Raw genomic sequence first — 20,369 nt, 5'->3', positions numbered from 1 at the left:
CAGGATCACCCCTGCAATGCAAGCATTACAACGTAAAGTACTGCGCACCATCTGTCCGGATCAGAAAGGGCTCATCGCGCGCATCACCAATATTTGCTACAAGCACGAGCTGAATATCGTGCAGAACAATGAATTCGTCGATCACCGCACCGGCCGCTTCTTTATGCGCACCGAACTGGAAGGCATTTTCAACGACGCCACACTGCTGGCCGATCTCGACAGCGCGCTGCCTGCGGGCTCCGTACGCGAGCTGAATCCGGCCGGACGTCGCCGCATCGTCATTCTGGTGACCAAAGAAGCGCACTGCCTCGGCGATTTACTGATGAAAGCCAATTACGGCGGTCTGGATGTCGACATCGCTGCGGTTATCGGCAACCACGAGACGTTACGTTCGCTGGTTGAGCGTTTCGACATTCCGTTTGAGCTGGTCAGTCACGAGGGCCTCACCCGCGAGGCGCACGATAAGCTGATGGCGGACGCCATCGAGGCGCATCAGCCGGATTACGTCGTGCTGGCGAAGTATATGCGTGTCCTGACGCCGGATTTTGTCGCCCGCTTCCCGAACAAGATTATCAACATTCACCACTCGTTCCTGCCGGCGTTTATCGGCGCGCGTCCTTATCATCAGGCGTACGAGCGCGGCGTGAAAATTATCGGCGCGACCGCGCACTATGTGAATGATAATCTGGATGAAGGTCCGATCATCATGCAGGACGTGATTCATGTGGATCACACGTATACCGCGGAAGATATGATGCGCGCGGGCCGCGACGTTGAGAAAAATGTTCTCAGCCGCGCGTTGTACCAGGTACTGGCCCAGCGCGTGTTTGTTTACGGCAACCGCACGATTATTCTGTAAGCCATTGCCCGTTTCTGTTTAGCTTTAAAACGTTACGGGCAAAAAGTACGCAAACAATCGTTATTGGCTAACGGAAGACTTTACAGGGGCGCGACATTTGATATGATGCGCCCCGCTTCCCGCAGTGGAGGCAGGCCAGTAAAAAGCATTACCCCGTGGTGGGGTTTCCGAGCGTACATCAGGGAGCTGACTGCAAATCTGCCGTCATCGACTTCGAAGGTTCGACTCGAGCGTAGTGAGAGAACGTTGCCGAAGGCAACGGCCCGAAGGGTGAGTCGCGAAGCGACGAATAATCCTTCCTTACAACGTCAATGCGAAGTAAAGCGTTTTACCCCGTGGTGGGGTTCCCGAGCGGCCAAAGGGAGCAGACTGTAAATCTGCCGTCATCGACTTCGAAGGTTCGAATCCTTCCCCCACCACCATCTTCAACCACAGCACTGTGGTTACCCAGTTAAGTTGACCTGAAGGGAAAACTTACCGGGGAAGGGTGAGAACCTTTGATAAGGTTCGAGTCGAGCGACAGCGAGACAACGTTGCCGAAGGCAACGGCCCGAAGGGTGAGGAGCGGAGCGACGAATAATCCTTCACCCACCACCCTCTCACGCAGTATCTCTACAATATGAATTACCCCGTGGTGGGGTTCCCGAGCGGCCAAAGGGAGCAGACTGTAAATCTGCCGTCACAGACTTCGAAGGTTCGAATCCTTCCCCCACCACCATCTCCTTTGAATACCCCTCACGCTGATACACTCTCCCGTTTCCCTATAGCATTGACCGGGGAAGGATGAGAAGCTTCGACAAGGTTCGAGTCGAGCGACAGCGAGACAACGTTGCCGCAGGCAACGGCCCGAAGGGTGAGGAGCGGAGCGACGAATAATCCTTCCCCCACCACCATCTCCTTTGAATACTCCTCTCGCTGATACACTCTCCCGTTCCCATATGTTATTGACCGGGGAAGGATGAGAAGCTTCGACAAGGTTCGAGGCGAGCGACTGAGAAATCGCATTTCACGCCATCTGCTTTCGGTGGATGCGCTTCGCTTATCCACCCTACATTTATTTGCCACGTCCTGTATGCCATTGACCGGCGAAGAATGAGATCCTTCGACTAAGGTTCGGGACGAGCGACAGAGAAATCGCATTTCGCATCATCGGCTTTCGGTGGATGCGCTTCGCTTATCCACCCTACATTTACTTCCCATATGCCATTGACCGGCGAAGGATGATGCTTCCGGCATCCGCTGATACCGGAAAGGCAAACCACAACTGTCAGTGATGACGCGCGATCAGCATGTTGCCCGCTGCGTTTTTACCAGAATCAGCAACAGCAGGCAGGTAGCGACAGCCGCTCCGAGGTTGTACAGCATCCCGGACACAAACGCAGAGGCATACTGTCCGGCTTGTGGCAGAGACGTCGCCTCTGAAAGCGCGCCATGAAACAGGATGCCAACAACAGCGACGCCCAGCGCCGCGCCAACCTGCTGCACGGTCGATATCACGCCGGATGCCATGCCCGATTCCGCTTCGTCGACGAAACCCAGCACCAGGTTCAGTAAGGGCGTCATAATGTAACCCTGACCGGCGCCGATCATCATCAGCGCCGGGATCAGCGTCGCGAGTTTAAGCTCAGCGCCAGATATTCCGACCTGCGCCATTAACACCCCGATAAAAACCGCATAGATGAGGCCGCCCCAAAACAGGGTCCGGGTTCCCTTTCTCGCCACCAGACGCGGCGCCGCCAGCGATGCGAGCACAAACCCCACGCTACAGGGCGCAAACAGGCTGCCCGCAAGGAAAGGATCCAGCCCCAATCCCGTCTGCGCGAGTAAGGCAAAGCAGAGGAAAAATGAACTGGAGGTCGAGTAGACCAGCAGCACCAGTAACGTGCCCAGCGCAAACTGGCGCTTCGACATCAGACGCATATCAACCAGCAGCCACTTCCCTGCTCTGCGGCGTCGTTCCTGTTGCCGGTAAAAAAGCGCGAGCAACACCAGCGCCACACCCGGTGACCACAAGCTCCACGCAGGCCAGCCCTGCACCGCCCCCTCAATTAGCGGAACCAGTAACAGCGTCAGCCCGATGCTGACCAGCACCACGCCCATCCAGTCCAGCTGAGGCCTCTGCGGGGCGGTGGATTCGGGAATAGCGCGTGCCGCGAGAATGGCGATCGCCCCCACCGGTATATTGATGAGAAAAATGTTACGCCAGCTCAGCCCGAACAGATCGACATGTACCAGCCAACCGCCCAACACCTGACCGGCAATCGCGGCCAGGCCCAGCGTCATCCCCAGCAGGCCAAAGGCTCTGCGTCTGTCATTGCCCTCAAAATTAACCCGAATGGAGGCATACACCTGCGGGAACAGCAGCGCTGCCGCCAGCCCCTGCAAGACACGGGCGCTAATAAGATAACCGATGCCGGGCGCCAGGCCGCAACACGCTGATGCCAGGGTAAAGCCCGCCATACCGACAATGAACAGCTGGCGGCGGCCAAAGCGGTCGCCCAGCCGCCCGCCAGTAATCAGCAACACGCCAAAAGCGAGTTCATATCCGGCGACGACGAGACTAATCTGGGCGAAATCCGCGCGCAGACCACTCTGAATGCCGGGAATGGCGACATTGACGACAAACAGATCGAAAATGGTGACGAACCCCGCGAGGAGGAGTACGGACAAGCCTGTCCACGGCGGCGCGGCGCGGGAGGCGCGTTTGGTCGGCATCGTAAAGGAGTGGGGTAATTTCATATCGCGTATCCATTGTCAGAAGAATATGCGACGATTCTCACCGTCCTTTTAAACCATTACAATTTAACAGTTTATGCTATTACTAAAAGCAATGAGATAAGCGATGCGAACACTGAATCGAACGCGTACCGATCTGGCCGCCTTTTTAAGGACGCAGCGGGAGCGCCTGTCACCCGCCGATGTCGGCCTTCCCAGCGGAACGCGGCGCCGGACGCCAGGGCTTCGGCGTGAAGAGGTCGCGGCGCTGGCGGGCGTCGGCCTTACCTGGTACACCTGGCTTGAACAGGGCCGGGATATCGGGGTGTCGTCCACCTTTCTGGATAATCTGGCCAGGGTGCTGAAACTGGATGCCGCCGAACGTCGCCACCTGTTTATGCTGGCGCATGAGCGCCCACCGGCCGAGCCAGGTAAAACCTGGTGCGTGCTGCCCCCCCTGGTGCGACGCCTGATGCATGATCTGCCACACCCCGCGTTTGTGCTCAATCTGCGCTGGGACGTTCTGGGTTTTAACGCCTCCGCCGATGCGCTGTTTCATTTCGCGCGCCACCAACCCGAGCGGCGTAACCTTCTCTGGCTCCTGTTCACCGATCCCGCCCTTCGGATGCGGGTGGTTGACTGGGAGGAACAGGCCCCGCTGATGCTCTCAAGTTTTCGCCGGGACTTCACGCGCGCCAGCCAAAGTACGGATATTCAGGAACTGGTCGATGAACTGGAACATGTCTCGCCAGAGTTCAAAACCTGGTGGCGACAACATCATGTTCACGCGCCATGCAACGGCGTTCGCCGTTTGCTGATAGAAGAAAACCCCGTGCCGTTCGAATTTACGTCTCTGACCGTGGATGAAGACCGGCATCTGAGGCTGGTGGTCTATGCGCGACAACACGAAGCGACGACTCCGTGAGCCGTAAGCGCGCTCGCCGCGTGGCTACGAAACAGAGAGAGGGGCTCCCCTCTCTTCAGAGCTTCACCTGGACTATCAGTAAGCAAACGGGGAATGTTGCTGTGCTTCTGTAAGAAATTGCCGGGCATCTTCACCCGCAGCGGTGTACAGCGGCGCGTTTTGATCGCGAGCGACGGCAAAAATGGCATTCGCCACATCGTCTGCGTGCGTCACCGGCGAGTCGGCATTGCCCGCCTGGCGGATAAACTCATTCACCATCTCGCCGTACACCCGATCGTCCTGTCCGCCAAAATACGCCCGCGCATTCTCGCCAAACTTCGTTTCGGGCGAGCGCCCCGGTAACACCACATGCACGCGAATACCAAAAGGCCGGGCTTCGATGGCCAGTGACTCGCTCCAGGCATTCAGCGCCGCTTTACTGGCACGATAAACCCCAATCAGCGGCATCGCTTTGGTGGTGACGGACGACGAAACATTAATGATCACCCCTGATTTTTTCTCTCTCATCAGCGGGAGAAACGCCTGGGTTAATAACAGCGTGCCCAGAACATTGGTGTTCATTAATTGTTGCGCGGTGGCCAGCGGCGTCAGTTCAACGGGCACCGGCGCGCCGACGCCTGCATTATTCACCAGCAGATCAATCGCGCCCGCTTTTTTCACCACCTCATTAATGCTCGCCTGCGACGTGATATCCAGCGGCAAAATAGTCAGCTTATCGCTTTCAGGAAAAAGCGACGGGTCTGGCGTTCGCATGGTGGCGATCACGTTCCAGCCTTTGGCTAAAAAAAGGGTGGCTGTTGCCAGCCCAAAACCTGAAGAGCATCCGGTAATCAGTGCAGTTGACATGGTTAATCCTCTCTGTTGGCAAGAGCGGTAATCATAGCCGCCGCCAGTTGGACAATATATAATCAAAAATCCACTTAACTTGAGAGAGCGTCCAGTGGCAGATCCCTTAACCGATATTGTTGCGTTACTCAATCCCAGGCCCACACGTGCAAAACTCGTTGAGGGAGCAGGTCAGTGGCGAATTCTCCGCGAGTCTGGCGGAGAGGCGTTTTACTGCGCCGTGCTGCAGGGCGAATGCCTGATGAGCGTTAACGGTAAAGCGCCGAGGCGACTGGTTGCCGGTGATTTCATTCTGATCCCCGCCACTTACGCCTTTGAGACCACCAGTGCGGGCGCCGCCCCTCCCGTTGACTTCTCGCAGCCCACCGTCCTTGGCGACGGACACGTGAGGATTGGCTCAACAACGGGGCCGGCTGAGCTTCTGATGAATGTGGGTCATTGTGAATTCGACACGCCGGACAAAGCGCTTATCGTCGCGTTACTCCCCAGTGAGATCCTGATACAAGGGCAACGCCGTTTTATCACGCTGTTTGAACTCCTGCTGGATGAAAGCCGGGCCCGGCGGCCGGGGCGTGACGTGGTCATGATGCATCTTTTGCAACTGTTGCTGGTGGAATCATTGCGAAGCGATCCGGCGCTGTCGAAAACCGCAGGTATCCTGCGAGGGTTACAACACGACAGGGTAGCCACCGCGCTGCATCTTATTCATGAAAAACCCGGCGCTGACTGGCAAATCGCGCAGCTCGCCCGTGAGTGCGCCATGTCCCGCTCCTCTTTTTTCGCCGTGTTCAGCGAGACCGTCGGCATGTCTCCCATGCAATACCTGTTCTTCTGGCGCATGTCGCTGGCCAGAAAAGCCCTGATAAGCGGCCAGGATAACATCGAACAGATTGCCTTGCGGACAGGCTACCAGTCGGCGAGCGCGTTTAGCGTCGCCTTCGCGAAACACGCCGGCATGCCGCCGGGTGAATTTCGCCGCCGGAGCAGAACAGCGCGGCCGGTTCAGCCCGCCCTGCACGAGGAGGAGCTATTGACCTGATGAGTACCGCGGATGACCGTATGGTTTTTTAGCCCGGCCCTTCGCTGGCGGCCGCCAGCAGCGGAACGACGATATCGCTGATGGGCGTGGGGATCCCGCATGCCGCCCCATAGCGCCGGATAACCCCGTTACGGATATCCCACTCCAGCGGGCGGTTAGCTTGTCTGTCGGCAAGGATAGACGTGCTTAAATCTGGCGGCGAGCGATGAAAACCCTCCACGATCGCCTGCACCACGCTGTCGTCCAGCATCGCGCCTTTCGCCCGGCCAACCGCGAGGCACTCGCGCAGATATGCCAGCGCCAGGCCGGTGATATCCGCGCGCGCAAACATCCCCGCGCGGCGATTGGCCAGCACCATCAGTCCTGCCAGCGCGTTTTGCAGCAATTTACGCCAGGCGATGGAGGTAAAATCCTCCGCCAGCTCAACGGCGCAGCGTGTGCCGTCGAGCGCGTCCACGACGCGTCGGGCTGCCGGGAGATCCGGCAGCGTCAGGCGCGGTTTCGCGCGTAGCCATACCGATGCATCCGGCTCGCGCTGCGCCGGGAACCACACCACCGACGCCAGCACCGTGGCACCGTTAACATACGGCGCCAGCAGGGCCGGTTGCTCCACCCCGTTTTGCAGCGCGCATACCACCGTACTTTCATCGCACAGCGCCGCCAGCCACCCGGCGCTGTCCGCAATCTGGGTGGTTTTCACCGCCACGAAGACCAGATCACACGGCGCGCTGATAGCGGCCGGATCGTTCAGGACCGGCCCCGGCACGATGATTTCGCCTTCGTCATCGCGCACAATTAACTGTGCATGCGCGGTGCGGCCGCAAAGCACTGGCGTGCGGCCCGCCTCATGGAGCGCCGCGGCAACCGTGGCGCCGATGGCCCCTGGCCCAACAAGGGCTATCGCAGGACGATGGGACATAGCGTGTTCTCCGTCGTTGAGTAATCTGTCAACCTGGCGCCAGTCAGAAAATGCCTGTTTTGCACGCGCCAGCGCTCATTTCACCATAGCCGGAAATAGCGCAAAAGATACCGGTTTTGTGTGGCATCTCAGACCACTGGCAATCGTCTTTTAACCGGCGTGCTTTTGATCATCAGCGTATTGCGCGGGGCGTCGTATGCAGGCGGCGCGTTAATACGGCTGGCGGTGGGGGGAAACATCGGGGAAGGAAAAAGCGGGCAACATCGTTACCCGCTGGCAAGGCCGTAAAAAAACGCCAGACCCGACGGGACTGGCGTTTGGTGTTGCGGAACAAAACGCTTAGCGACGCGCGCGTACCACCTGGTATCTGCGGGTCAGATATTCGACCGGCGCGCTCCAGACGTGCACCAGGCGGGTAAACGGGAACACCAGGAACAGCGTCATGCCCAGCACCAGATGCACGCGGTAGATAAACGCCACGCCATCAAGATGCTCAGCCGCGCCGCTGCGGAACGTCACAATACTCTGCGCCCAGCCCACCAGTTTCATCATCTCGCTGCCGTCCATATGCTGCGCGGAGAACGGAATGGTGATAAGGCCGAGCGAACACTGCGTCAGCAGCAGCGCCAGGATCAGAATATCAGCGCCGGTAGAGGTCGCGCGAACGCGCGGGCTGAACAGACGGCGTTTGAGCAGCAGCAGGCCGCCAATAAGCGTCATCGCGCCGAAGATCCCGCCTGCGATCATCGCCAGCTGCTGTTTCACGGCAATCGGCAGGAACGACTCATACATCCAGTGCGGGGTCAGCATCCCGAACAGGTGGCCGAAGAAAATGCCGAGAATACCGAAATGAAACAGGTTTGAGGCCATGTTCATCCCTTTACGGTCCAGCATCTGGCTGGAGGCGGCGCGCCAGGTGTACTGCCCATAGTCGTAACGCAGCCAGCTGCCCACCAGGAATACCGTACCGGCAATGTACGGGTAGATACTAAAGAAGAACATATTCAGGAAGTGCATTATTGCTGTCCTCCGGCAGAGATATTCAGATATTGCGGAGCGACCGCTCCGGCGAAGCGGCGCTGGTGCGCGGCGATGTCAGACTCGCCGCAGCCCTGGTCGGCGAAGAATTTCACCTGTTCTTCTTCCCAGACGGCGTCCAGCGCCTGCGGCGTGTCGTCGCGCGCCTCATCGGCGATTTTCTCGTGCACGTTGCGGGTATCCACCTGCGTATCGGAAAGCGCAATCAGCAGATCAAACAGCACCGCGTAGCGGCTTTCGCGCTGCTGAAGACGCGCGCCGAGCAGCGCCAGGATCGGCGCGATATCCCGCAGGCCGTTAATGGCGTCCTGCGCCGGAAGCTGCGCCAGGTACTCCAGATAGAGCGGCAGATGGTCCGGCAGCTCGCGGCTGTCCAGCATAAGTCCGGCGCGCTCATACTGCGCCAGCAGATCCACCATCGCCTGGCCGCGATCGCGCGATTCGCCATGCACATGCTCGAACAGCAGCAGCGAGGTGGCGCGGCCGCGGTCGAACAGCTCGCCGTAAGCCGCCTGCGCATCCAGCAAATCTTCCTGCAGCAGATCGCGGATAAAGACGCCCAGGTGATGGGCGTTTTGCAGCGATAAATGTTGCGTATCGGTCAGCGCGTCGAACAGCTCCTGCTGATGCTGCCACAGGGCAGCATCCGGATACTCCAGCAGGCGGGAGATAATCAGCAGCTCAGTCATTGGCGCGGCTCCGTTTTCACCGTCACGTCGATAGCGTCGATGCGGCGGCTGTTGAACAGGTTGAATTTGGTATCCGAACCGTGGCAGCCATCGCCAAAGCTGAAGCCGCAACCGTTACGTTCCGGGAATGCGTCGTGCGCCAGTTCACGGTGGCTTGACGGCACCACGAAGCGGTCTTCGTAGTTCGCAATCGCCAGATAACGGTACATCTCCTGCGCCTGCGCTTCGGTCAGCCCCACTTCTTCCAGCGCGCGGGTATCGTTAACGCCGTCAACGGTTTGCGCACGTTTGTAGTGACGCATCGCGAGCATACGTTTCAGCGCCAGCAGCACCGGGGCGGTATCGCCCGCGGTCAGCAGGTTCGCCAGGTACTGCACCGGAATGCGCAGGCTGTCGACATCCGGCAGAATGCCGTTGCGACCCAGCTCGCCCGCATCAGCGGCAGACTGAATCGGTGACAGAGGCGGCACGTACCAGACCATCGGTAACGTGCGGTATTCCGGGTGCAGCGGCAGCGCCAGCTTCCAGTCCATCGCCAGTTTCCACACCGGCGACTGCTGCGCCGCGTCAATCACGCTCTGCGGCACGCCATCTTTCAGCGCCTGTTCAATAACCGCCGGATCGTTCGGGTCGAGGAACACATCCAGCTGGCGCTGATAGAGATCGGTTTCGTGCTCGGTGCTTGCCGCCTGCTCGATGGCGTCTGCGTCATACAGCAGCACGCCGAGGTAACGGATGCGGCCCACGCAGGTTTCGGAACAGACCGTCGGCATCCCCGCTTCGATACGCGGATAGCAGAAGATGCACTTCTCGGATTTCCCGCTCTTCCAGTTGAAGTAGATTTTTTTGTACGGGCAACCGGTGATGCACATGCGCCAGCCGCGGCATTTGTCCTGGTCAATCAGCACAATGCCGTCTTCTTCGCGCTTGTAAATCGCGCCGCTCGGGCAGGTCGCCACGCACGCCGGGTTCAGGCAGTGCTCGCACAGGCGCGGCAGATACATCATGAAGGTGTTTTCGAACTGGCCGTACATCGCCTTCTGCATGTTCTCGAAGTTCTTGTCCTGCGAACGCTTTTCGAACTCGCCGCCCAGGATCTCCTCCCAGTTCGGGCCGGTTTCGATTTTGTTCATCCGCTGGCCGGTGATTTTCGAGCGCGGGCGGGCAATCGGCTGATGTTTGCCTTCCGGCGCGTTATGCAGATGCTGATAGTCGAAGTCGAACGGCTCGTAGTAATCGTCAATGCCCGGCAGATGCGGGTTGGCGAAAATTTTGCCGAGCAGCATCCCGCGGCCGCCCATGCGCGGCTGCAGTTTGCCGTTGATTTTGCGTATCCAGCCGCCCTTCCACTTCTCCTGGTTTTCCCAGTCGTTCGGGAAGCCGACGCCCGGCTTGCTTTCGACGTTGTTGAACCACGCGTACTCCATCCCTTCGCGGCTGGTCCAGACGTTTTTACAGGTCACCGAACAGGTGTGGCAGCCGATGCACTTATCAAGGTTCAGCACCATGCCGACTTGTGAACGAATTTTCATTTTACGCTCTCCTGTTTCTGGTCGTTGCCTTCGCCGTCCAACCAGTCAATGTTCTTCATCTTACGTACCACCACAAACTCATCGCGGTTAGAGCCGACGGTGCCGTAGTAGTTAAAGCCGTAGGCCAGTTGCGCATAGCCGCCAATCATGTGAGTCGGTTTCGGGCTGATGCGGGTTACCGAGTTATGAATACCGCCGCGCTGGCCGGTGATTTCCGAGCCCGGAATATTCACGATGCGTTCCTGCGCGTGGTACATCATGGTCATCCCGGCAGGCACGCGCTGGCTCACGACCGCACGGGCGGTCAGCGCGCCGTTGGCGTTAAACACTTCAATCCAGTCGTTATCCGCAATGCCGAGATCTTTCGCGTCGTCTTCGCTCATCCAGACAATCGGGCCGCCGCGCGACAGCGTCAGCATCAGCAGGTTGTCGCTGTAGGTGGAGTGAATGCCCCATTTCTGGTGCGGCGTCAGGAAGTTCAGCGCCTTCTCCGGATTGCCGTTGGATTTCTGCCCCATCACGGCTTTCACCGAACGGGTGTCAATCGGCGGACGATACACCAGCAGGCTCTCGCCGAAGTCGCGCATCCACGGATGATCCTGATAAAGCTGCTGACGGCCAGAGAGCGTACGCCACGGGATCAGCTCGTGAACGTTGGTATAACCGGCGTTGTAAGAAACATGCTCATCTTCAAGCCCTGACCAGGTGGGGCTGGAGATAATTTTGCGCGGCTGCGCCTGGATATCGCGGAAGCGAATCTTCTCGTCTTCTTTGTTCAGCGCCAGGTGCGTATGGTCGCGACCGGTGAATTCACTCAGCGCCGCCCAGGCTTTTACCGCCACCTGACCGTTGGTTTCCGGCGCGAGCGTTAAAATCATCTCGGCGGCGTCAATCGCGGTGTTCAGCATCGGCTGGCCTTTGGCCGGACCGTCCTGTTTGGTGTAGTTAAGCTTGCGCAGCAGATCCATTTCGCTCTGGGTGTTCCAGGCGATGCCCTTGCCGCCGTTGCCGATGGTGTCGAGCAGCGGGCCGATGGAGGTAAAGCGCTCATACGTCGCCGGGTAGTCGCGCTGTACCGCAATGATGTGCGGCGCGGTTTTGCCCGGGATCAGCTCGCATTCGCCTTTTTTCCAGTCTTTCACATCAAGCGGCTGCGCCAGTTCGGCGGCAGAGTCGTGCTGAATGGGCAGCGTGACGACGTCTGTTTCCACGCCGAGATGACCGACGCACAGTTCGGAGAATTTCTTCGCGATGCCTTTGTAAATATCCCAGTCGCTTTTGGATTCCCATGCCGGGTCAACCGCGGCGGAAAGCGGATGAATAAACGGATGCATATCCGAGGTATTCATATCGTCTTTCTCATACCAGGTGGCGGTCGGCAGCACGATATCGGAATAGAGACAGGTGCTGGAGAGACGGAAATCGAGCGTCACCACCAGATCCAGTTTGCCGTCGAGGCCGTTGTCCTGCCATTCGATCTCTTCCGGCTTCACGCCGCCCTGCTGGCCCAGATCTTTACCCTGAATGCCGTTCTCGGTGCCGAGCAGGTATTTGAGCATGTACTCATGCCCTTTACCGGAGGAGCCCAGCAGGTTGGAGCGCCAGACGAACAGGTTGCGCGGGTGGTTTTTGCCGTTTTCAGGCTCTTCGGCCGCGAAGCGAATGTCGCCCGATTTCAGCGCATTGACGGTGTAATCCACCGGGCTCATTCCGGCGGCGTCCGCCGCGGCTTTGATGCGCAGCGGGTTAGTGCCAAGCTGCGGCGCGGACGGCAGCCAGCCCATACGTTCTGCACGCACGTTAAAGTCGATCAGATGACCGCTGTAGCGTGATTTATCCGCGAGCGGCGACAGCAGATCGTCGGTCGTCAGGGATTCATAGCGCCACTGGCTGGAGTGGTTGTAGAAGAACGACGTGCTGTTCATATGACGCGGCGGACGGTTCCAGTCCAGCGCGAACGCCAGCGGCGTCCAGCCGGTTTGCGGACGCAGTTTCTCCTGGCCCACATAGTGCGCCCAGCCGCCGCCGCTCTGGCCGACGCAGCCGCAGAACACCAGCATATTGATAAGCCCACGGTAGTTCATGTCCATGTGATACCAGTGGTTCATACCGGCGCCGACGATGATCATCGAACGGCCATGCGTCTTGTCGGCGTTATCGGCAAACTCGCGGGCAGTACGAATAATCTGCGCGCGCGGCACGCCGGTCACCTGCTCGGCCCAGGCCGGGGTGTAGGCTTTCACGTCGTCGTAGCTTGCCGCGCAGTTGGCATCGCCAAGACCGCGATCCAGGCCGTAGTTGGCGAGCGTCAGGTCATAGACCGTCGCCACCAGCGCGCTGGAGCCGTCGGCAAGCTGCAGGCGTTTCACCGGCAGTTTATGCAGCAGGATGTTTTCAAGCTTCACGCTCTGGAAATGTTCGCTGCTTTCGCCGCCGAAGTACGGGAAGCCAACCTCTGCAACTTCGTCGTGGTGGCCCAGCAGCGAGAGGCGCAGTTCGGTCTCTTCGCCGGTCGTGCCATCGCGCTGTTCCAGGTTCCATTTGCCTTTTTCGCCCCAGCGGTAACCGATAGAGCCGTTCGGCGCCACCATGTCGCCATCGCGGTTATCGAATGCGACGGTTTTCCATTCCGGGTTATTTTCCTGGCCCAGGTTATCGACCAGATCCGAGGCGCGCAGCATGCGGCCTGCGGCGTAGAAGCCGTCGCGCGCTTCGAGCATCACCAGCATCGGCATGTCGGTGTAGCGGCGCACGTAGTCGGTGAAATACTGGCTCGGTTTGTCGAGGTGGAATTCACGCAGCATCACGTGGCCCATCGCCAGCGCCATCGCGCTGTCGGTGCCCTGTTTCGGCGCCAGCCATAAGTCGCACAGTTTGGCGATTTCGGCATAGTCCGGCGTGACGGCGACGGTTTTGGTGCCTTTATAGCGAACTTCAGTAAAGAAGTGGGCGTCCGGGGTACGGGTCTGCGGAACGTTAGAGCCCCAGGCGATGATGTAGCTGGAGTTATACCAGTCGGCGGATTCCGGCACGTCGGTCTGTTCGCCCCAGGTCATCGGCGAGGCGGGCGGCAGGTCGCAATACCAGTCGTAGAAGCTCAGGCAGGTACCGCCGATAAGCGACAGGTAACGCGCGCCGGAGGCATAAGAAACCATCGACATCGCCGGGATCGGCGAGAAGCCCGCGATGCGGTCCGGGCCGTAGGTTTTGGCGGTCCAGACGTTGGCGGCAGCGATAAGCTCATTCACTTCCTGCCAGGAGGAGCGGACAAAGCCGCCGCGTCCGCGCGCTTGTTTGTAGCTTTTCGCTTTTTCGCTGTCTTCCATGATGGACGCCCAGGCGTTCACCGGATCGCTATGCTGCGCTTTCGCTTCGCGCCACAGTTTGATCAGACGTTTGCGCATCAGCGGATATTTCAGGCGGTTGGCGCTGTAAAGATACCAGGAGTAGCTGGCGCCACGAGGGCAGCCGCGCGGCTCGTGGTTCGGCATATCGGGGCGGGTGCGCGGGTAGTCGGTCTGCTGGGTTTCCCAGGTGACGAGACCGTTTTTGACGTAAATCTTCCAGCTGCAGGAACCGGTGCAGTTAACGCCGTGGGTGGAGCGGACAATTTTGTCATGCTGCCAGCGTTGACGGTAACCCTCTTCCCAGTCCCGGTTCGTATCCAGAAGTTGTCCATGCCCATCGGCAAAGGTTTCGCCTTTCTGTTTGAAATAGCGGAACCTGTCCAGGAATTTACTCATCGGGGGTGTTCTCCTGTGTGGAGCCTGTTGGCTCTCTGGTCAAATCGACATTGGCTCAATGGACGGCACGGTAACGCGCGGATTAACCTTCAGAATTGACAACGATCAACGCGGCCTGGCTTAAAAAAAGCGCGCCATAACGCCGCTACCCCCAAAGGATGATCTGAATAAATCGACCAACCCATTGGATATATTATGTTTTTTACAAAATCGGCGTATTTTTAAGCGCTTTCGGTTAACCGTCGGGTATTAAGGGGTAGTCTGAAAGTGACTGCTCTCCCCGCCACGCTAATGTGCGGTTTTCCAGTGCGCCGCCCGCGCTGAAACGCCCGTGCAAACGTAAAGTATGTTGTAACTAACACAGGCATAAAAAAAGCGCGGCCAGGCCGCGCAAAGGATAACCAAAAGGTTAACCGGTTAGCGTGCTGATTTACGCCCGTAAACGAGCCAGGTCAGCACCACGCAAACAATGTAAAACACCAGGAAGACTTTCATCGCGCCAGCCGGTGAGCCGGTGAGCGCCAGCGACGTACCGAAGGCTTTCGGGATAAAGAACCCGCCGATAGCGCCGATGGCGGAGATAAACCCGAGCGCCGCCGCGGTGTCAGTCGCCGCTTCACGCATCGCCTGTTCATCGCTGCCGCCCGCCGCTTTTACGCGGTCCATCGTCAGCTTGCGGAAAATCACCGAAATCATCTGGAAGGTAGAACCACTGCCGAGCCCGGCGGTCAGGAACAGCGCCAGGAACACGCCGAAGAACGCGGCGAAGTTGCCGCCGACGCCGCCTGACGGCAGCGTGACGAACAGCAGCGCGCTGAATACCGCCATCAGAATGAAGTTCACCAGCGTCACGCGCGTCCCGCCGAGGCGGTCGGAAATCGCCCCACCGGCCGAGCGCGCCAGCGCGCCGAGCAGCGGTCCGAAGAAGGCGAAATGCATCACGTTCACCTGCGGGAACTGGGTTTTCGAGAGCATCGCAAAGCCCGCGGAGAAGCCGATAAACGAGCCGAAGGTCGCGAGATACAACAGGCTCATCATCCACAGGTGGCCGCGTTTAAGCACCGGCAGTTGCGCCCGGAAAGACGCTTTTGACGTCGCCAGATCGTTCATGCCAAACCAGGCCGCCAGCGTAAAGACGGCGAGGAACGGCACCCACACCCACGCGGCGTTTTCCAGATACAGCCGCGTGCCGTCATCCTGTACCACGCCTTCGCTGCCAAACGCGGCGAAAATGGAGAGCGAAATCGCAAGCGGCGCCACCAGCTGCATCACGCTGACGCCCAGGTTGCCGAGACCGCCGTTAATGCCGAGCGCCCCGCCCTGTTTCTGTTTCGGGAAGAAAAAGCTGATGTTCGCCATGCTGGAGGCGAAGTTCGCCCCGGCAAAGCCGCACAGCAGTGAAATGATAATAAACGTGCCAAACGACGTGGAGGTATCCTGCACCGCGAAACCCAGCCACACGCACGGAATAATCAAAATGCCAGTGCTGAACGCCGTCCAGCGACGGCCGCCGAAAATCGGCACCATAAAGGAGTACGGCACACGCAGCAGCGCGCCGGAGACCGACGGCAGCGCGGTCAGCATAAACAACTGATCGGTGGTAAAACGAAAACCTACCTTATTCAGATTGACCGCCACTGCGCTGAACAACATCCAGACGCAGAAAGCGAGCAGCAGACAAGGCACGGAGATCCACAGATTACGACGTGCGGTGTGCTGGCCGGTACGCTGCCAGAACTGATTATCCTCAGGTCGCCAGTCGGTAATCAACCCGCTTGTGGGACGTGCCGCAGCGGAAGAGTCACTCATAAACACCTCAAACATTAAGGGAATACTGCCGCCACGATAGAGCCTGGCCGCGCGCTTAAGTTGATGTAAATCAATGGATATTCTCTCTGTAATTTGAGCAAAAAATCGCCTTACCCCCCAGGGAGTAGGCGTAAGCGCTAAAAAAAGTGTGGTTTTTCAGGCGTCCCGCGTGTCTGTACGCGCCGGGTTTACAATGGGTGACATGAATGGCAATAAAGGAGTAATCCACAGTGGGTATGGGTATACTCCAGGGGATACCTGAGAATAAGTCCCACGCCTGTCCCGACGCCGTGTAAAGGAGCGCGCATCGCCATGCTGAAACGACGCTTTTCCCCGCTGACGCTTGCCAATCAACTGGCGATCATCGTCTTGCTGCTCGCCGGTCTCGGCATGGGCGGCATGGCGCTGGCGGGCTGGCTGGCCCAGGGCGTTCAGGGCAGCGCGCATGCCATTAACAAAGCAGGCTCGCTGCGCATGCAGAGCTACCGCCTGCTCGCCGCCGTGCCGGTTGGCACCGCCCGCGCGGAAATGTTCAGCGATATGGAGCGCACCGCCTGGAGCGATGAACTTCAGCAGGCGGCCGTGCGCGACGGGCAGCAGGCGGCGCTGCTGGCTATCCAGCGCTACTGGCGTCAGCATCTGGCGCCCGCGCTGCGCGACGCCCGTTCCCCGCAGGAAGTCAGCGCGCAGGTAGCGCAGTTTGTCGGCCAGATAGACGCGCTGGTCAGCGCGTTCGACAGCTCCACCGAGCACCGCATCGCCCGGATAGTGATGCTGCAACGCGGCATGGCGCTGCTGATGGGCCTGCTCCTCCTCTTCACCCTGCTCTGGCTGCGCCGTCGGCTATTGCGCCCGTGGCGTCAGCTGCTCGACATCGCCCACGCCGTCGCCCACCGCGATTTCAGCCAGCGCGCCAGCGTTTCGGGGCGCGATGAGATGGCCACACTTGGCCATGCGCTTAACAGCATGTCGGCGGAGCTTGCCGAGAGCTACGCGAGCCTTGAACAGCGCGTACAGGAGAAAACCGCCGGGCTTGAGCAGAAAAACCAGATCCTGTCGTTTTTGTGGGAGGCGAATCGCCGCCTGCACTCTGACGTGCCGCTGTGTGAGCGGCTGGCGCCGGTGCTGACGCGCCTGCAACATCTTACGCTGCTGCGTGATATCGCGCTGCGCGTCTATGAAGTGGATGACGAAGAGCACTATCAGGAATTTGTCTGGCAGCCGGACGAGCGCTGCGACGAAATCGGCTGCCATCTTTGCCCGCGCGACCTGTCTGCGCCGAGTGAAACCGGCACCACGCTGAAGTGGCGTCTGGGCGATTTGCACACGCAATACGGGCTTCTGCTGGCGACGCTGCCTGCAGGCTGCCACCTGAGCCGCGACCAGCAGCAGATGATCGACACGCTGATGGAGCAGCTCACCGCGACGCTGGCGCTGGAGCGTCAGCAGGAGCGCAAACAGCAGTTGCTGGTGATGGAAGAGCGCGCCGCCATCGCCCGCGAACTGCACGATTCCATCGCCCAGTCGCTCTCCTGTATGAAGATGCAGGTCAGCTGCCTGCAAATGCAGGGCGACGCGCTGCCGGAAGAGAGCCGCGAACTGCTCGGCCAGATCCGCCACGAACTCAACGCCTCCTGGCGACAGTTGCGCGAACTCCTCACCACATTCCGCCTGCAACTTAACGAGCCGGGCCTGAAAGCGGCGCTGGTGGCGAGCTGTCAGGAATTCAGCGCGCGGCTCGGCTTCCCGGTGGCGCTTGATTATCAGCTTCCGCCGCGGCTGGTGCCGTCGCATCAGGCGATCCATCTGGTGCAAATTGCGCGCGAGGCGTTAAATAATGCGCTCAAACACGCCGAGGCGAGCGCTATCCATGTCAGCGTCACGCTGCATCAGGGCCAGGTGCGGCTGTGCGTGGCCGATAATGGCCGCGGCCTGCCGGATAACGCCGGGCGCACCAATCATTACGGCTTAATTATTATGCGCGACCGCGCGCAGAGTTTGCGCGGCGACTGTCAGGTACGGCGACGGACAGAAGGCGGCACCGAAGTGGTGGTGACCTTTATTCCCGATGCGCCGTTCTCATCCGTACCCGCACTTCCAGAAGGAGAAGTTCATGAATAACCCGGAACCGGCAACCATTCTGCTGATAGACGATCACCCGATGCTGCGCAGCGGCGTAAAACAGTTGGTCAGCATGGCGCCCGCTATCACGGTGGTCGGCGAAGCCGGAAACGGCGAGCAAGGCATTGAAATGGCCGAAGCGCTCGACCCGGATCTGATCCTGCTTGATCTCAACATGCCCGGTATGAACGGCCTGGAAACGCTCGATAAGCTGCGCGAAAAAGCGCTGTCGGGCCGGGTGGTGGTGTTCAGCGTCTCCAACCATGAAGAAGACGTGGTCACGGCGCTCAAGCGCGGCGCGGACGGGTATCTGCTGAAAGATATGGAGCCGGAAGATCTGCTTAAGGCGCTGCAACAGGCGGCGGCAGGCGAAATGGTGTTAAGCGAAGCGTTAACGCCGGTGCTGGCGGCAAGCCTGCGCGCAAGCCGCGCCACATCAGGCCGCGATGTTTCCCAGCTCACGCCGCGCGAGCGCGACATTCTGAAACTCATCGCCCAGGGCCTGCCGAACAAAATGATCGCCCGTAAGCTCGATATCACCGAAAGCACCGTCAAAGTGCACGTGAAACATCTGCTGAAAAAAATGAAGCTTAAATCGCGCGTTGAAGCGGCGGTCTGGGTGCATCAGGAACGTATTTTCTAAGGCACGGGCGCCAGCAGTTCGTAACGCGGATCGTCCTGGGGCAGCGTCTGTACCGGCACCGACAGTTTCAGGGTTATCCAGTTCGACGTCACCCGCTGGCCCTGCTCATCTTCCACCGTCACCGACAGCCGCCAGCTGTTGCTGGCCCCCGGCGAGTTATCCCAGGCAGGCATAATCACCGTCCAGCCGTCGGCGCTGGTGCTGTCGATCGGCGGCGTCAGGCTCAGCGCCTGGGTGTCGCCCTGCCAGGAGAGCTGACGAATGCCGTGGCGGCTGCGCACCTGTAGCTTCAGCGCGACCGTCTCACCCGCGCTAAGATCCCAGGGCGGCGTCGCGAGGAATACCGACAGCGTCTTGCGCTGACGAAACTCCATGACCGGCACGTTAGTACGCTCCACGCGGTCATAACGACTGCCGCGCAGCGAACGCGAGGCCGCCACTTCATCGGGTGAGAGTTGCTTGTTCAGCGGCACCCCAAAACGATAATTGAGCTTCAGCCCTAAATCGTTCTGGCTCACGCCGCTCTCGCCCTGGCGGTGATGCGCGCTCACGGTGACGAGCGGCACCGGCGTATAGCTCAGCCCCACTTTCACCGCGACCGGATTGTGATAACCGGAGCCGCTGTCAAACAGCTCCACCTGATCGCCGAAATATTGCTCAAAGCTGACGCTGGTATTGATGTGCTGGTAAAACGGCAGATACGCCTGGGCGGTGACGTCGTAACCGCGCGCCATGCGCTGCTCCAGCAAGCCGGCGCGATGCTCCCAGCCGCCGAGCGGCTGATAGTAGTTGGCGGAAAGACGCAGATAGTCGCCCCACGCCTCTGCGCCAAACCCGGCGCGCGACGTATCGTCGTCAAACAGGCGATCGTAAAAGGTGTTATAGCCAAGCAGCCAGTGACCAGCCGTCCAGCGCTGGCCAATGCCCGCGTTGCCGACCAGCCCCTGATTTTGCTGGCTGACGCCGACCTGGCTCCAGGTGAGATAGCGGTTATTGTCCTGCCAGGGCGTAAACAGCGAGCCGCTGCTGCCGTTAAAATTCCCCTCTTCATCCACCAGCAGATCCACCGTGGCGTTGCCCCAGGGCGACAGCAGGCTTTCAGCCTCGCTGGTAATGCTGCTGCTGACCGCGTCACGCAGGCGGGTAAACGCGAAATGGCGCGCCTGCTGGCCGGGTGAAAGCGCGCTGTCGGTCTGGCTCGCTTCGCCAAAGGCTTTTAACACGTGGGCAAAATGCTTTTCCGCCGCGTTATTTTCAGGCGCGAGGCCGAGGTCGGGCAGGTTATCGCCATTTTCATCGAAGGGATTTTGCGCCTGGCGCACGTAGTCGTCGCTCTGGCTGGCCGGGAATGCCCGGACCGGCAACAGCGCGGCGGTAACAACAGAGGGGAGGACAACCAATAACCACCGCATCACGTGTGAATTTTTCTCTCCTGGGCCGGGTTTGCCGGAAAATGGATACATTTACACAGTATACCATATCGGGTTTGCC

Annotated in this window: 14 protein-coding genes, 2 tRNA genes and 3 other RNA genes; 10 read left to right on the top strand and 9 right to left on the bottom strand. The window is 59.4% G+C overall.

Features of this window, described 5'->3' with window-relative positions; all coding sequences use genetic code 11:
- Window positions 1–16: 16 nt before the first annotated feature.
- From purU to AB8W27_RS08945, 6 genes are all read left to right on the top strand, one after another.
- Complete coding sequence (gene purU, locus AB8W27_RS08970; RefSeq protein ID WP_015741488.1) at window positions 17–859, top strand: formyltetrahydrofolate deformylase; 843 nt, start codon at window positions 17–19, stop codon at window positions 857–859.
- 166 nt (window positions 860–1,025) lie between these two features.
- Window positions 1,026–1,170: non-coding RNA, RtT sRNA (locus tag AB8W27_RS08965), on the top strand.
- Between the two features lie 26 nt (window positions 1,171–1,196).
- Window positions 1,197–1,281 (top strand) — tRNA-Tyr (locus AB8W27_RS08960).
- A 44-nt stretch (window positions 1,282–1,325) separates the two neighbouring features.
- Window positions 1,326–1,456, top strand: a non-coding RNA gene (locus tag AB8W27_RS08955) — RtT sRNA.
- A gap of 36 nt (window positions 1,457–1,492) precedes the next feature.
- Window positions 1,493–1,577 (top strand) — tRNA-Tyr (locus AB8W27_RS08950).
- Window positions 1,578–1,621: 44 nt separating this feature from the next.
- Window positions 1,622–1,752, top strand: a non-coding RNA gene (locus tag AB8W27_RS08945) — RtT sRNA.
- A gap of 391 nt (window positions 1,753–2,143) precedes the next feature.
- On the opposite strand, the gene AB8W27_RS08940 is transcribed toward AB8W27_RS08945, so the two are convergent.
- Complete coding sequence (locus tag AB8W27_RS08940) at window positions 2,144–3,598, bottom strand: MFS transporter (RefSeq protein ID WP_015741489.1); 1,455 nt, start codon at window positions 3,596–3,598, stop codon at window positions 2,144–2,146.
- Between the two features lie 103 nt (window positions 3,599–3,701).
- Between AB8W27_RS08940 and AB8W27_RS08935 the strand changes: the two genes are divergently transcribed.
- On the top strand, window positions 3,702–4,499 hold the full coding sequence (locus AB8W27_RS08935) for a helix-turn-helix transcriptional regulator (protein WP_015741490.1): 798 nt from the start codon (window positions 3,702–3,704) through the stop codon (window positions 4,497–4,499).
- Between the two features lie 75 nt (window positions 4,500–4,574).
- Here the strand turns inward: AB8W27_RS08935 and AB8W27_RS08930 are convergent, their stop codons facing one another.
- Window positions 4,575–5,345, bottom strand: coding sequence for an SDR family oxidoreductase (locus AB8W27_RS08930; RefSeq protein WP_015741491.1), 771 nt, complete (start codon window positions 5,343–5,345; stop codon window positions 4,575–4,577).
- A gap of 94 nt (window positions 5,346–5,439) precedes the next feature.
- On the opposite strand from AB8W27_RS08930, the gene AB8W27_RS08925 reads away from it, so the two are divergent.
- Complete coding sequence (locus AB8W27_RS08925) at window positions 5,440–6,384, top strand: AraC family transcriptional regulator (protein ID WP_041923629.1); 945 nt, start codon at window positions 5,440–5,442, stop codon at window positions 6,382–6,384.
- 28 nt (window positions 6,385–6,412) lie between these two features.
- On the opposite strand, the gene AB8W27_RS08920 is transcribed toward AB8W27_RS08925, so the two are convergent.
- The 6 genes from AB8W27_RS08920 to AB8W27_RS08895 form a co-directional block, all read right to left on the bottom strand.
- Window positions 6,413–7,303, bottom strand: a complete 891-nt coding sequence (locus AB8W27_RS08920) for an oxidoreductase (protein ID WP_015741493.1) — start codon at window positions 7,301–7,303, stop codon at window positions 6,413–6,415.
- Between the two features lie 339 nt (window positions 7,304–7,642).
- The gene (narI, locus tag AB8W27_RS08915) at window positions 7,643–8,320 is read right to left on the bottom strand and encodes a respiratory nitrate reductase subunit gamma (protein WP_041923630.1); all 678 of its coding nucleotides are present in this window, start codon (window positions 8,318–8,320) and stop codon (window positions 7,643–7,645) included.
- On the bottom strand, window positions 8,320–9,030 hold the full coding sequence (narJ, locus tag AB8W27_RS08910; protein WP_015741495.1) for a nitrate reductase molybdenum cofactor assembly chaperone: 711 nt from the start codon (window positions 9,028–9,030) through the stop codon (window positions 8,320–8,322). Before narJ ends, narI begins: the two co-directional genes overlap by 1 nt.
- Window positions 9,027–10,562, bottom strand: coding sequence for a nitrate reductase subunit beta (gene narH / locus AB8W27_RS08905; protein WP_015741496.1), 1,536 nt, complete (start codon window positions 10,560–10,562; stop codon window positions 9,027–9,029). The genes narJ and narH overlap by 4 nt, the downstream gene beginning before the upstream one ends.
- Window positions 10,559–14,305, bottom strand: coding sequence for a nitrate reductase subunit alpha (locus AB8W27_RS08900; protein WP_015741497.1), 3,747 nt, complete (start codon window positions 14,303–14,305; stop codon window positions 10,559–10,561). Before AB8W27_RS08900 ends, narH begins: the two co-directional genes overlap by 4 nt.
- Window positions 14,306–14,722: 417 nt before the next feature.
- A complete protein-coding gene (locus tag AB8W27_RS08895) occupies window positions 14,723–16,114 on the bottom strand; it encodes a NarK family nitrate/nitrite MFS transporter (protein WP_105538684.1) in 1,392 nt (463 codons plus the stop codon).
- A gap of 312 nt (window positions 16,115–16,426) precedes the next feature.
- On the opposite strand from AB8W27_RS08895, the gene narX reads away from it, so the two are divergent.
- Window positions 16,427–18,235 carry a nitrate/nitrite two-component system sensor histidine kinase NarX gene (gene narX, locus AB8W27_RS08890; RefSeq protein ID WP_041923632.1) on the top strand — a complete coding sequence of 603 codons (1,809 nt, stop codon included), beginning with the start codon at window positions 16,427–16,429 and terminating at the stop codon, window positions 18,233–18,235.
- Window positions 18,228–18,878 carry a two-component system response regulator NarL gene (gene narL, locus AB8W27_RS08885; protein ID WP_007698510.1) on the top strand — a complete coding sequence of 217 codons (651 nt, stop codon included), beginning with the start codon at window positions 18,228–18,230 and terminating at the stop codon, window positions 18,876–18,878. Before narX ends, narL begins: the two co-directional genes overlap by 8 nt.
- Here the strand turns inward: narL and AB8W27_RS08880 are convergent.
- Window positions 18,875–20,290, bottom strand: coding sequence for a YchO/YchP family invasin (locus AB8W27_RS08880; RefSeq protein ID WP_282913963.1), 1,416 nt, complete (start codon window positions 20,288–20,290; stop codon window positions 18,875–18,877). The genes narL and AB8W27_RS08880 overlap by 4 nt on opposite strands.
- Window positions 20,291–20,369: the final 79 nt, after the last annotated feature.

Origin of the sequence: Cronobacter turicensis (assembly GCF_041222865.1) — a bacterium.
Classification (GTDB): Bacteria; Pseudomonadota; Gammaproteobacteria; order Enterobacterales; family Enterobacteriaceae; genus Cronobacter; species Cronobacter turicensis.
The sequence above is the reverse complement of the archived record's forward strand: the minus strand, read 5'-3'. Positions and strand labels throughout refer to the sequence as shown.

Coding starts and splice junctions, on each gene's coding strand:
- AB8W27_RS08900 (WP_015741497.1), bottom strand. CDS start 14,305: ATGAGTAAATTCCTGGACAGGTTCCGCTATTTCAAACAGAAAGGCGAA.
- AB8W27_RS08940 (WP_015741489.1), bottom strand. CDS start 3,598: ATGAAATTACCCCACTCCTTTACGATGCCGACCAAACGCGCCTCCCGC.
- narL (WP_007698510.1), top strand. CDS start 18,228: ATGAATAACCCGGAACCGGCAACCATTCTGCTGATAGACGATCACCCG.
- narX (WP_041923632.1), top strand. CDS start 16,427: ATGCTGAAACGACGCTTTTCCCCGCTGACGCTTGCCAATCAACTGGCG.
- AB8W27_RS08920 (WP_015741493.1), bottom strand. CDS start 7,303: ATGTCCCATCGTCCTGCGATAGCCCTTGTTGGGCCAGGGGCCATCGGC.
- narJ (WP_015741495.1), bottom strand. CDS start 9,030: ATGACTGAGCTGCTGATTATCTCCCGCCTGCTGGAGTATCCGGATGCT.
- AB8W27_RS08935 (WP_015741490.1), top strand. CDS start 3,702: ATGCGAACACTGAATCGAACGCGTACCGATCTGGCCGCCTTTTTAAGG.
- narH (WP_015741496.1), bottom strand. CDS start 10,562: ATGAAAATTCGTTCACAAGTCGGCATGGTGCTGAACCTTGATAAGTGC.
- AB8W27_RS08930 (WP_015741491.1), bottom strand. CDS start 5,345: ATGTCAACTGCACTGATTACCGGATGCTCTTCAGGTTTTGGGCTGGCA.
- AB8W27_RS08895 (WP_105538684.1), bottom strand. CDS start 16,114: ATGAGTGACTCTTCCGCTGCGGCACGTCCCACAAGCGGGTTGATTACC.
- narI (WP_041923630.1), bottom strand. CDS start 8,320: ATGCACTTCCTGAATATGTTCTTCTTTAGTATCTACCCGTACATTGCC.
- purU (WP_015741488.1), top strand. CDS start 17: ATGCAAGCATTACAACGTAAAGTACTGCGCACCATCTGTCCGGATCAG.
- AB8W27_RS08880 (WP_282913963.1), bottom strand. CDS start 20,290: ATGCGGTGGTTATTGGTTGTCCTCCCCTCTGTTGTTACCGCCGCGCTG.